At 42.5% G+C, this 12,611-nt stretch carries 13 protein-coding genes; all 13 read right to left on the reverse strand.

Going from position 1 to position 12,611, the window contains the following annotated elements:
- Positions 1-3 precede the first annotated feature (3 nt).
- The 13 genes from C6Y06_RS09425 to mgsA all read right to left on the reverse strand — a co-directional run bounded on the left by C6Y06_RS09425 (position 4) and on the right by mgsA (position 12,607).
- A complete protein-coding gene (locus C6Y06_RS09425) occupies positions 4-708 on the reverse strand; it encodes a DnaD domain-containing protein (RefSeq protein ID WP_034661036.1) in 705 nt (234 codons plus the stop codon).
- 98 nt (positions 709-806) lie between these two features.
- Positions 807-2,099 (reverse strand): asparagine--tRNA ligase, encoded by a 1,293-nt coding sequence (gene asnS / locus C6Y06_RS09430; protein WP_095285348.1) that lies wholly within the window; start codon positions 2,097-2,099, stop codon positions 807-809.
- 115 nt (positions 2,100-2,214) lie between these two features.
- Positions 2,215-2,700, reverse strand: coding sequence for a cell wall elongation/penicillin-binding protein regulator TseB (gene tseB, locus C6Y06_RS09435; RefSeq protein ID WP_106036822.1), 486 nt, complete (start codon positions 2,698-2,700; stop codon positions 2,215-2,217).
- Between the two features lie 12 nt (positions 2,701-2,712).
- On the reverse strand, positions 2,713-2,883 hold the full coding sequence (locus C6Y06_RS09440) for a YpmA family protein (RefSeq protein WP_008344594.1): 171 nt from the start codon (positions 2,881-2,883) through the stop codon (positions 2,713-2,715).
- Positions 2,884-3,015: 132 nt separating this feature from the next.
- The gene (gene dinG, locus C6Y06_RS09445) at positions 3,016-5,808 is read right to left on the reverse strand and encodes an ATP-dependent DNA helicase DinG (RefSeq protein WP_106036823.1); all 2,793 of its coding nucleotides are present in this window, start codon (positions 5,806-5,808) and stop codon (positions 3,016-3,018) included.
- 113 nt (positions 5,809-5,921) lie between these two features.
- Positions 5,922-6,305 carry an aspartate 1-decarboxylase gene (panD, locus tag C6Y06_RS09450; RefSeq protein ID WP_024422780.1) on the reverse strand — a complete coding sequence of 128 codons (384 nt, stop codon included), beginning with the start codon at positions 6,303-6,305 and terminating at the stop codon, positions 5,922-5,924.
- On the reverse strand, positions 6,298-7,164 hold the full coding sequence (gene panC / locus C6Y06_RS09455; RefSeq protein WP_060596727.1) for a pantoate--beta-alanine ligase: 867 nt from the start codon (positions 7,162-7,164) through the stop codon (positions 6,298-6,300). Before panC ends, panD begins: the two co-directional genes overlap by 8 nt.
- Entirely contained in the window at positions 7,161-8,000 is an 840-nt protein-coding gene (gene panB / locus C6Y06_RS09460; RefSeq protein ID WP_060596728.1) for a 3-methyl-2-oxobutanoate hydroxymethyltransferase, read from the reverse strand. The genes panC and panB overlap by 4 nt, the downstream gene beginning before the upstream one ends.
- A 197-nt stretch (positions 8,001-8,197) precedes the next feature.
- Positions 8,198-9,181, reverse strand: a complete 984-nt coding sequence (locus C6Y06_RS09465) for a biotin--[acetyl-CoA-carboxylase] ligase (RefSeq protein ID WP_060596729.1) — start codon at positions 9,179-9,181, stop codon at positions 8,198-8,200.
- Positions 9,154-10,356, reverse strand: coding sequence for a CCA tRNA nucleotidyltransferase (locus C6Y06_RS09470; RefSeq protein ID WP_060596730.1), 1,203 nt, complete (start codon positions 10,354-10,356; stop codon positions 9,154-9,156). Before C6Y06_RS09470 ends, C6Y06_RS09465 begins: the two co-directional genes overlap by 28 nt.
- Positions 10,349-11,494 carry an N-acetyl-alpha-D-glucosaminyl L-malate synthase BshA gene (gene bshA / locus C6Y06_RS09475; RefSeq protein ID WP_106036824.1) on the reverse strand — a complete coding sequence of 382 codons (1,146 nt, stop codon included), beginning with the start codon at positions 11,492-11,494 and terminating at the stop codon, positions 10,349-10,351. Before bshA ends, C6Y06_RS09470 begins: the two co-directional genes overlap by 8 nt.
- A gap of 2 nt (positions 11,495-11,496) precedes the next feature.
- Positions 11,497-12,201: a bacillithiol biosynthesis deacetylase BshB1 gene (bshB1, locus tag C6Y06_RS09480; protein ID WP_106036825.1), complete on the reverse strand. Its 705-nt coding sequence runs from the start codon at positions 12,199-12,201 to the stop codon at positions 11,497-11,499.
- On the reverse strand, positions 12,188-12,607 hold the full coding sequence (gene mgsA / locus C6Y06_RS09485; RefSeq protein ID WP_060596732.1) for a methylglyoxal synthase: 420 nt from the start codon (positions 12,605-12,607) through the stop codon (positions 12,188-12,190). The genes bshB1 and mgsA overlap by 14 nt, the downstream gene beginning before the upstream one ends.
- Between the last annotated feature and the right edge of the window lie 4 nt (positions 12,608-12,611).

Consider the following 12,611-nt stretch of genomic DNA (forward strand, 5'->3'; position numbering starts at 1 on the left):
TGGTTATTGTTCCAGCCAATTATAAAAAGGAACTTGTCGTTTATATGTTGACGTCTCTTCTTTTGAAGGTGGCGCTTTTTGCTGAGAACGGAAATGCTGGCTATGCTCTTTTGCTTCTTCCGCTGTTTTCAGCCCTTTCTTTTTCCACTCAAACAGAATTCGATCGATATAACGGAAATTTAATTTTCCTGATAAAACCGCTTCTCTTAACGCTAGGCGAATCATTTCAGCATCATGATGGTCTTGATCCATCCAGATCGAGAGTGTTTCTCCTTCAAGAGGAGACAGCGGTCTGCCAAATTCATCTTCAAATAGAGCATATAAAGACTTTTCAGCCTGCACATGAAGTTTTTGACCTTCCTTTGCTTGTTTTGCTTCTAAAAAGTCATACAGTACGCCCCATAAAGGCTCAACTGAGTAGCGGTCATGCTGAATACCAGACCCGTCCTCAAACGGCTGAATCGAAATAAATCCCTTTTGAATTAAATGCTGAACCATATACGCACACTCTTCAGCTGAAATGGTCATGCCATGGGACAGCTCTTCAAATGTTTGAAAGAAAACACCTTGTTCTTCATTCATTTTAATCTTGAGCATCACCATCATTTGTGATTCATTCAGTCCTAACTGCTCATAATGAGCAATCAGCAAATTAGGCAAACTGGTCGAACCCATTTGCTGCATATTAATAAATTGCTGCCTATTCATCGGATACACCTCTTCAGTTTAAGTATATCACGTTTTATTTCACGTGCCCCTTCAAAAAACGTTTGAAAAAGCCTCCATATGTTGGAGGCTTTCACGTCTTAAGGATATAAACGGTTTAATAATCTTGGGAAAGGAATGGTTTCACGCACATGCGGCGCTCCACTAATCCAAGCAACTGTACGTTCAAGTCCAAGACCAAAACCTGAATGCGGTACAGAACCATATTGTCTTAATTCTGTGTACCATTTGTAAGTTTCTTGATCTAGCCCATGTTCTTTCAATCTTGCTTCAAGCAGCTCTAGATCATGCACACGCTCAGAACCGCCAATGATCTCTCCGTAGCCTTCTGGTGCAATCAAGTCTGCACAAAGGACGACATCATCACGATCCGGTGCAGGCTGCATGTAAAATGGTTTTAATGATGTTGGGTAATGAGTGATAAACACTGGTTTATCGTAGCTTTCAGCGATCGCTGTTTCGTGAGGCGCACCGAAGTCATCTCCCCATTCAATATCGTCAAAGCCTTTTTCCTGCAAGAATTTAATCGCTTCATCGTAAGTGATGCGCGGGAATGGTGCTTTGATGTTTTCTAATTTTGCTGTATCACGGCCAAGTGTATGCAGTTCAACTTTACAGTTTTCAAGTACACTTTGAACAACATGAGTCACATAATGTTCTTGATACTCAAGGTTTTCATTAAATTCGACAAAAGCCATCTCAGGCTCGATCATCCAAAACTCAATTAAATGACGTTTTGTTTTAGATTTTTCAGCTCTAAATGTTGGGCCAAATGAGAATACTTTTCCGAGTGCCATTGCCGCAGCTTCCATGTAAAGCTGTCCACTTTGAGAAAGGTACGCATCTTCATCAAAATATTTCGTCGCAAACAGCTCCGTTGTGCCCTCAGGTGCACTTCCAGTTAAAATTGGCGGATCTACTTTCACGAAACCTTCTTGATGGAAGAATTCATATGTAGCACGAATAATTTCGTTACGAATTTTCATAATGGCATGCTGCTTTTTAGAACGAAGCCATAAATGACGGTGATCCATTAAGAATTCTGTTCCATGCTCTTTTGGTGTAATTGGATAGTCAGTTGCTTCGTGAATCACTTCAATGGATTTCACTTGCAATTCAAAACCAAGAGGTGAACGCTCGTCTTTTGTCACTTGTCCTGTCACATAGACAGATGTTTCTTGAGTGACTGATTTCGCAAGCTTAAAGACTTCCTCTTCCACTTCTGCTTTTACTACGACTCCTTGAATAAAGCCTGTCCCGTCACGCAGCTGCAAGAATGCAATTTTACCGCTTGAACGTTTATTGGCAATCCATGCGCCGATGGTTACATCTTCATCGACATGTTTGAACACTTGATTAATCGTTGTTTTCAACATAATTCCCTCCAAAGCCAGAAAGAAGCTCACCTTTTCGACAGGTGTGAATCTTTTTTCATACATTTTATTATAACCGTTCTAAATCAGCATGGTCAACGCAAGACAGGAGAAACTACGGCGTTACATTTTTTTCCACATGTCCTGTCGAGAAGTCGACATAGCTGAAGCTGTATTGATTGTTCTCATTTAAGTACGTCACTTCCCAAAGGAGTACGTCACCTTCTCTTGCTAATTGAACGTCCTTTAGCTTAGATACAGTGTTCTCCTTTTGAACGGCTTGTACTGCTTGATTTGAGGTAATGCCTTCTTTTGCTTTTTTTGCGATCACTTTTTCTTTATTGCTGGCAGGTACCCAAACATAGGTTGTTTCATTTTGTTTGTTTTTCCCTTCAACAATAAATTGTTTTTCTTTCCCGACAAAGGTTTCCACTTGCTCCACTTGTACGATGTTTGCTTGTTTTTTTGCTCGTTCAATCGCCGCCTCATGACCTTGTTCTTTTTGTCCTATGGCAATCTGATAAATCCACGTAAAACTGATGATGCCAATGAGCAAAACGAGAGCCAAAACGGATGAAATGATCCAGACTATTTTTTTCATGTCAAGCTTCCCCTATGTGCGATATATCGTAAATATCGCTTGATTTTGATCTTCTTGATCTAATGCTAATCCAAACATGAGATCTTCTCTTTTAAGCGTTCTGTTCAATAAGTCAACAATTTTATACAGGTCCTCTGAATGCTTAATTTGAACAGTTGAAAGTACCTCTATTTTACTTTCCACTTCTAATTCCTCCTCGGTACGTAAATATTGTTAGTCATACTTTTCGGCGCGGGAACCGATACTATTTTTACAACGGAACACAAAAAGCCGTTACGATAAATTAACTCCAAACCCACACCAGCTAAAGGCCGCTTATGACAGCGGCTTTTCGTTGTTGAGCTTCTCTATATACGCCTCAAGTGATTCTTTTGACATCTCGTGGACTGGCGCATGAGGGAGTGATTCTAAAAATAGCTTTCCATATGAAGCGGTTTTCACTCGGCGGTCTAGAATGAGCAATGTACCTATGTCTTTTTCAGAGCGCAGCAAGCGTCCTGCACCTTGTTTAAAGGTTAGCACAGCTTCTGGGAGAGCAACGGCTTTAAACGGGTTCTTCCCCTGTTTTTTAGCGGCATCACATTTTGCTTCAATGAGCGGTGAATCAGGCGGCCTGAACGGGAGACGTGCCATAATGACTGTTGTCAGCTCTGATCCAGGAAAATCGACACCTTCCCAAAAACTACCCGTACCAAGTAAAATCGCATGTTTTGCTAATTTGAACATTTTCGTTAATTTAACAGGGCTCCCGCCCGTCAGACCTTGAGCAAAAAGGGCGGCTTGCATCCCTTCTGTTTTCAGCTCTTCATACACTGCTTTTAACATCTCATGTGAATTAAACAACACCAATATCTTCGCTTGATGCTGCTTTTCCATCACCTTAATGTACCGTGCTGCTTGCTTTACATAGTCGCGCTCATCACGGTTCGTAATCGGCGGCATATCAGCTGGTACAATCACCTTGAGCTGTTTTTCAAGTTCAAACGGTGACTCAATCTGTACAAGATGCGGATAAAAATCCTGCAGACCAAATCGTTCTAAGCAATAATCAAAGCGCCCATTGATTGTGAGTGTTCCTGATGTGAGAACAACACTTTTTTTGTTCATAAAAAATCGGTCCGCTAAAAGCTCTCCAGTATCTAGCGGCTGTGCATGCATAAAGACAGCATTTTTGGCACCCTTTGCATCAATCTCAATCCAAACCGTTTCATCATTTTTCGGTTCAAAAATAAACCGGTACAGCGTACTGCAAAATGTATGCATAAACGACATCACTTGATCGTATTCCTCTGCTTCAAAGGCAAAGTGTTCTGTCAGCTGATCACTTTTTTGAAGAAGCTCGCTTTTTTGCTGCTCATACAACTTTTCACAAGCAATTAACAAGGAACAAAGCTTACTTGCCGTCTCTTTAATCCGTTTCCACTGCGCATGCTTCGAATGATGACGTACTCTATGAATGAGACGATTGATGTCTGCTTTTGGTTTTGTCCTTTTGACAAAAGAATGAACGGTACTAAAGAAGGCGTCACTTTCCATTTGAAGCTGATGAAGATACTCATCCATTTCGATAAAGGTGTCCGTCTGTAAACCAGCACCGTGAAATCTCTTTTTCAGCTTGTTTAAAAGACCGCCCTGTAAGGAGCCAAGCTGCGTTAATTTCGCATGAAGCTGGATATACGACGCACTATCTCCTAGTGTTTCATTGGCTGTTTTCTCAAATTGATGAGCCTCGTCAATCACATATACGTCTGCATGCTGAAAGATAGACGATGCTTCCGTTTGTGATAAGAGCAGGCGATGATTTGTTAAAATTAAATTGGCTGTTTTGGCCCTTTTTTTGGCACGTTCATAAAAGCAGTATTCTTTAAAGCGGCGCTTTTTTGATGTAAACGGCATGTGCACACACGAAATACGGTCTTTTATATTGGCAGCTCCTGACGGTAAATTCAGTTCAGATAAATCACCCGTTTCTGTGACAAGAAGCCACATTAATATTTGCGCCTTCGTTAAGACCACATCATAGTTATCATCTTCCTCATGCAGCACATGCTCAAACTTATCTAAGCAAATATAATGCGCCCGTCCTTTGAATACACAGGCAGCTGGCTCAAACGGAAGCAATTGATTTAAAATCGGCACATCGCGCTGAAGCATTTGCTGCTGCAAAAGAATGGAATATGTACTAATAATGACAGGTTTTCCTGATTTCTTTGCCTCTAGTGCAGCTGGTATGAGGTATGCCAGCGTTTTTCCAATACCTGGTGCCGCTTCAATTAAAGCATAGGCCCTTTCATGAAACACATCTCTCACTTTATTCATCATCGTGAGCTGGCCTTCTCTTACTTCATAGCCTTCCACTGTTTGGGGAAGCTTCTTTTTGATCTCCTCAAACAGCTGTTTATCGTCTTCCCCTACTGAATCTGTCGTATCCGTTTCAGGATTGGTGATATCTTTTACAGCAAAAGAGCCCACTTCTACCAAAGAATCTTCACGGCTAGCACGACTCGTTTCAAGCTGCTGTATTAAAAGTCCTATATCGCTTAAGAGATAAGAGGATAATCTGCGCAGCTGCTTTAGCACATTTGGCGGTGTATGTGTTAATTGATGTAATAAGGTTAAAAATAACATGGCAGTAACTTCCGCATCACTATCCGCCCGGTGCGGGTGGTCATGTGGAAGCATGAGCTCTTCACTTAATTCAGTGAGCTTATAACCTTCAAGCTCTGGATAAAGAATTCTAGAAATCTCAACTGTATCAATCGCTAGCACATCCAGCTCATTTTTCCCGCATGCTTTTAGTTCATCATTTAAAAAATTCAAGTCAAAATGAACATTGTGCGCAACAAAATAAGCGCCTTGAATAAGATCATACACCTCTTGGGCAATGTCCTCAAAAAACACTGCATCGTTAACCATGTGCTGCTGAATACCTGTCAGCTGTTCAATAAATCCAGGGATCGCTTTTCCCGGGTTCACATATTTTGAATACCGTTCGACAATTTGTCCATTTTCAATGACCACCGCAGCAATTTGAATAATTTTATCACCCTTTTTGGGTGAATTTCCGGTGGTTTCAATATCAACGACAACAAACCTTTGATCGGCCATAAAATGGACACCTCAATTCCTCGTTTCACTCGAAGTGAAACACGCTCTGGGCAAAATAGCTGAAACAGAACAGCTTCTTTTCTTAAAACTGTTCTGTTTCCTTGCAGCATGCGTTATAAAATCGTTCTCGCAGGCTCTTGCCCAATCATTTGTTCAATTTGATTTTGTTTATTTAATACGACCACTTTTGGTGTATGTGTCTTTGCTTCTTCTTCTGAGAGCATCCCATAAGCGATAATAATCACTTCATCCCCCGGCTGAACCAATCTTGCTGCCGCGCCATTTAGACAAATGACACCGCTCTTTCTTTCACCAGGAATAATATATGTTTCAAGTCTCGCGCCATTGTGATTATTGACAATCTGTACTTTCTCATTTGCCATCATGCCTGCCGCATCAAGTAAATCTTCGTCAATGGTGATACTTCCTACATAATGTAAGTTTGCTTCTGTTACCGTCGCTTTATGAAGTTTAGAGGTCATAAAGGTTCTATACATGTTTTTCACCGCTTTCAGGAACATGGAATATCACATTATCAATCAGTCTTGCCCGTGAGAATTTCACCGCAATCGCAATGATGACCTGACCTGCCAACTGCTGAAGCGGCTCAAGCTCTGGATAGGAGTAGATCTCAATATAATCGATTTCCCCGCTCGTTTGAAGAATTTCCTCTTCTACCAACTGATAAATACGACTGACGTCACGTTCACCTTTTTCAACCGCTGACTGTCCTTTTTTCAATGCGCGGTACAAAGCAGGTGCTTCTTGTCTTTCTTTTTCAGATAAGTACACATTTCTTGAACTTTTCGCTAAACCGTTTTCTTCTCTAACTGTCGGCACAGATACAAGGTGAAGATCAAAGAAGAAATCCTTGATCATCGCATCGATCACAGCGACTTGCTGTGCATCCTTTAGACCAAAGTATACATTTGTTGGTGCTACAAGATGAAATAGCTTTGTAAGCACAGTAACAACGCCGTCGAAATGTCCTGGACGTTTTTTCCCGCATAAGACATCAGTCCGCTTTTGAACCGTCATCGTGATAGATGGCTCATTTGGATACATTTCTTTCACATCAGGTGTAAATAAAATATCCACACCTGCTTCTTCTGCAAGGCGCTGATCTCTTTCCATATCCCTTGGATAAGATTCAAAGTCTTCGTTCGGTCCAAATTGCAAAGGATTGACAAAAATACTCATTACCACAATGTCATTTTGATCCCTTGCTTCTTTCGCGAGCGTCAGATGTCCTTCATGAAGAAAGCCCATCGTTGGGACAAAGCCAATGGAATGCTGTTTTTCTCGATGCTGCTTGATCAATTCCTTCAGCTCGTGAATATGGGTGACAACGTTCATTTTTTCATACCCCCATATAAACCATCAAGGACTTCTTCTTTGATATGAAATGTATGCTTGTCTTCTGGAAATGTGTGTGCTTTTACTTCTTTCGTATATTGAATAAGCGCTTCTTCTAGTACAGTATCAATTTGCGCGTATTGTTTCACAAACTTAGGTGTTCTAGACACCCCGTATCCTACCACATCATGGTAAACGAGAACTTGTCCGTCTGCCTCAGCTCCTGCACCAATCCCGATGACAGGAATTTTCAGCATGTCGGTAATTCGTTTTGTCAGTTCACCAGGTACGCATTCAAGCACAAGTGCAATCGCACCAGCTTCCTCACATTTTAAGCTGTCTTCAATCAATTTCTGCGCACTTTCGTGGTCTTTTCCTTGCACTTTATATCCGCCAAGTACTCCAACTGACTGAGGGGTGAGGCCTAAATGACTGACGACAGGAATCCCGCCTCTTGTGAGAGCTTGAATGGATTCAAATACGCCATCTCCGCCTTCTAGCTTTAAGGCATCCGCTCCGCTTTCTTGCATGATGCGTGCTGCGTTTTTCAATGTTTCTGCTAATGAATAATGGTAAGACATAAATGGCATATCCGTCACAATAAATGTGTCTTTTGCGCCTCTTTTCACTGCTTTTGTGTGATGAATCATATCATCCATCGTGACTTGGACTGTCGAATCGAGTCCAAGTACAACCATCCCAAGTGAATCACCAACTAAGATCATGTCGACTTCCGCTTTTTCTGCTTGCTTTGCAGATGGATAGTCGTATGCTGTCAGCATCACAATCGGTTCGTTTTGTTCTTTCATTTTGAAAAAATCTAGCTTTGTCTTCATTTGTTCCTCCTCATTCTGGAGAGGAGATGGCTTGCCTCACATCACATGTTTTGATTTCTCATGCGCGGCGAATCATCCCTCTGTCCAAGTCCCTTAGGATCAAGGCAGAAATTTATCAAATTTTTGTTTCTACAGGTACAGCTCTTTTTCAGATACTGCCCACACGAAGTATATCAAAAATGTGCCGGGTGTTCCACTTAAGTTGACTTTATCTCGATGTCTGCGGAGTAGATTTTTTGAATACCCTCCTCCGTTTCAAGCAATAAAACACCTTCTTCATTGATTCCGAGCGCTTTTCCAGTGTATTGCCCATTGACGGTGCGGGCAACAATATGCTGACCGATCGTCATCGCATACGATTCCCATAATTGTTTAATCGGTGTAAATCCATGCTTCATATAATCGTCATACCTTTTTTCAAAGGTGGACATGATCTGTTGTATGAGCGCAGCACGGTCCACTTTTTCATTCAGTTCCATTCGCAGGCTTGTGGCGACATCCTTTAGTTCATCCGGAAAGTCATCAGCCGTTTGGTTCACATTAATGCCTGGACCAATTATCACCGCATGAACCTGGTCCGCCTCTGCTTTTAATTCGGTTAGAATGCCAACGACCTTTTTCCCGTTTAACAAAATATCGTTTGGCCATTTAATGGATGGACTGAGTCCTGTTTGCTCTGCAATGGCTTCTGCGATGGCTACAGATGCTAAAAGCGTCATCTGCGGCGCTTTGTGCAGCGGAATTTCAGGCCGTAGAACGAGACTCATCCAGATGCCTGTCCCATTTGGTGAATGCCACGTTCTTTGAAGGCGGCCTTTCCCGTTTGTCTGATGATCACTGACAACGAGCGTACCGTGGGGCGCACCTTCATTTACAAGATCATGGGCAATCAGCTGTGTGGAGGCGACTTCTTTCTGAAAATAAATGTGCCTGCCAAAGCTCTCTGTTTCTAGACCAAACAGAATTTCATCCTCACTAATTTTGTCCGGTTTACGAAGCAGGCGATATCCCTTTCTTCTGACGGCTTCTACCTCATAGCCCTCTTTTCTGAGGCCCTCTATATGCTTCCAGACAGCCGTTCGAGAACAGCCAAGCTCATCACATATTTGCTGACTTGAGACAAAGTCCTCACTTGATGCTGTAAATAGTTCGATTAATCGTTTTCTAATTGCTGATCGCATGCTGTAAGCCACTCCTCTATGGCTTTTTTTCGGTTTTCCAAATGATTTTGCAGAACGGCTTTTTTCACCAAATCGAGCTCTTCTGCGATCCATTTTCCTGATGTCTTTTGCCGAAAGGCCATTAAATCTTTTCCTGAAACAGCGAGGTCTTGAAGCGTTTTAATCGGAAGGGCATCATAAGAACGCTTCGCTGCCTCAAGCTCGTCAAAGAAAATGCGGCGCTCGTGTTTTAGCTGTGAGATCTTCAAACTAGATAAGAGCACGTGTTCACCAGCCTCAAACATCTTCTCCGCATCCCAGTCACAATCGACGTATTGGCTAATAGCCACCGCGTCTTTCAAAAGCTTTGTTGACAGCTTCCATTCTTTTAAGAAGAGCACAGCCTCCGCTTCATCTAAGCCAAGCAAATGGATAACAGCCCCCCATACTTCTTCTAGTCCATCCAGTAAATAATACGGAAATGATTGAAAGGATTCTTGCAGACCATCCTTTTTGAGACCCGGCAATTCTTCATACAATTTGGTAGAAATGAGCACCTTAATCGCCCGCTCACAATAACGGCCTTTTAAAAGCTTCTCCATTTCAATCTTTTTGCGTTCAACTGATATGTTGGCAAGCAGGTGCTTATCTTTTTTCATCGCTTCAGCCGTTTCTGCAGCGAGCTCAAAGCCAAGCTGGCTTAAAAAACGGACCGCTCTCATCATACGAAGCGCGTCTTCCTGAAAGCGGCACGCAGGATCTCCTACGGTTTGAATTCGTTTCCGCTCAATATCCTGTTTGCCCCCTACATGGTCAATGATCTCCCCATTTATATCCATGGCCATCGCATTGATCGTTAAATCTCTTCTTAAAAGATCTTCCTTCAATGATGTGATAAACGCCACTTCTTTCGGTCTGCGAAAATCTTCATATTCTGATTCAGTTCGAAACGTCGTCACCTCATAGCTGACCCCATCATGTAACACGATGACAGTGCCATGCTCTTTGCCAACATCAACTGTTTTTTCAAATAAGGATTCGACCGTATCAGGCGTTGCATCTGTTGCTATATCGATATCGCCGATTTCCCTGCCTAAAAGGACATCTCTCACTGCTCCGCCGACAAAGTAAGCCTGATGCCCATGTTCGTGCAGTGTATGTAAAATAGGGATCGCATGTGTGAATGGTTCATTCATGTTCATCATCACCTTCGATCAATTCTAGATAAAGCTCTTCATATTCACTCACAATTTTTTCAGAAGAGAAATGGGCCTGAACACTAGACTGGGCCGACGCAGACACTTGTTCATGAAGCGCTTTGTCTTTGAGTATAGAGACTGCGTGTTTAGCTGCCGCGTCTATATCGCCGAGCGGGACAAGGAAACCTGTTTCTCCATGTGTAATGACCTCTGGAATCCCGCCAACATCAGTCCCAATACATGGGACACCGCATGCCATCGCCTCAAGAAGCACAAGTCCGAAGCTCTCTTTCTCAGAAAGAAGCAGCTTCAAATCACTGATGGAATACAGCTCTTCTACTTTCTCTTGCTTTCCTAAAAATAACACGCGGTCTGTCAGCCCCAGTTTTTTCACGAGTTCGCATACGACCGATTTTTCAGGACCATCACCGATGAGCAGCAGCTTTGCCTGCACCTGTTCTGAGATCTTTTTAAACACATGAACGACATCATGCACCCGTTTGACCTTTCGAAAATTTGATACATGGATGACGACCTTATCGCCCGGTAAAAGACCATAATGTGTCTTTAGCACTTCGTGATCTTCGCGCAAATACACCCGTTCATCGACAAAATTATGGATCGTCTCGATCTTTTTATTTGGTTTGATAAGGTCATACGTCTGCGCAGCTAATGAATGCGACACCGCCGTTACCCGGTCTGATGATTCGATCGCAAATCGAATGACTTCCTTTAGTGATGGATCATAGCCTAATACCGTAATATCCGTCCCGTGAAGCGTCGTGACGACTTTCACAGAGTGTCCCGTCATCTGCTTCGCTAAGAACGCACAGACGGCGTGCGGAACCGCATAATGCGCGTGAATAATATCAAGCTTCTCTCGTTTTGCGACTTCTGCCAATTTACTTGCTAATGCAAGGTCATAAGGCGGATATTGAAAAACAGCATATTGATTGACATCCACCTCATGAAAATAAATATTCGGATACACTTTATTGAGCCTAAACGGAATACTTGAGGTAATGAAATGAACATCGTGCCCTTTTTCAGCTAAACGTTTTCCAAGTTCCGTAGCAATAATGCCCGAGCCGCCGACACTTGGATAACAAGTGATTCCGACCTTCAGTTTTTTCATAATTACCCCCCAAGTAAGTCGTCATCTATCAAAAGTGGTTTCTTTGTGATAAACCCTTCTGCATAAGCTTTATTGACTTCCCTTCCATACATAGACTCTCTCATTTTGACAAAATCAATATAACCGTTCACAAGAGGTGTCTCAACTGAATTCGCCGATTTAACAAATTGGCTTTTATACGCATGCAAGCTATCAATCTTTTGGTGCATTTCCTCAGAAATATCAATCACAAAATCTGGGCGATGATGACCGTTAATCATGTAATAATACATCTGACTTATTTTATGCGCTGGCTGCTTGTATGAATCTTCAAATTTATGTATACCTGCCGAAAAAGCAGCCTCTTCTACAAGTGAGCCCGCATGACCATGATCTGGATGCCGATCTTGGTGATTCGGAGCAAAAATCAGTTTTGGCTTGTATGTTCGAATCACGCCTGCAATGTCCTTCATCGCTTCGTCATTTAGATAAAGTCCTCTGTCTGGCAGTGTGAGCTGGATTCGCGTTGACACACCTAAAATGGCGGCAGCAGCTTTTGCTTCCTCTTTACGGCTCTCTACCGTTCCATTCGAAGATAATTCGGCCTGGGTCAAGTCGCAAATCCCGACACGCGCCCCTTTTTTTACGTATTTTGCAATCGTTCCGCCCATACCGATCTCAACATCATCGCTGTGGGCACCGAATGCAAGGATATCAAGTCGTTTCATTTGTTCCTCCGTTTTTTACTACATCTCGAAAATCAAACGTGCCTTTATTTAAATTCCTGACTAAAATTTCAGCGGTCCCCATATTGGTGGCTAGTGGAATGGTATACACATCACAAAGCCGAATGAGTGCAGATACATCCGGTTCATGCGGCTGCGCGGTAAGCGGGTCTCTAAAAAAGAGCACAAGATCCATTGCATTATCAGCAATTAAAGCACCAATCTGCTGATCTCCTCCAAGTGGTCCTGACTGGAAACGATGAATGGGAAGCCCCGTCGCTTCTTTCACTCTCAAACCTGTTGTCCCTGTTGCGTAAAGTGTATGATCTGCCAATATATCACGGTACGCAATGGCAAATTGGATCATGTCACTTTTTTTCTTATCGTGAGCGATTAAAGCAATGTTCATCAGG

This window comes from Bacillus sp. MZGC1 (genome assembly GCF_002998605.1).
Taxonomy (GTDB): domain Bacteria; phylum Bacillota; class Bacilli; order Bacillales; family Bacillaceae; genus Bacillus.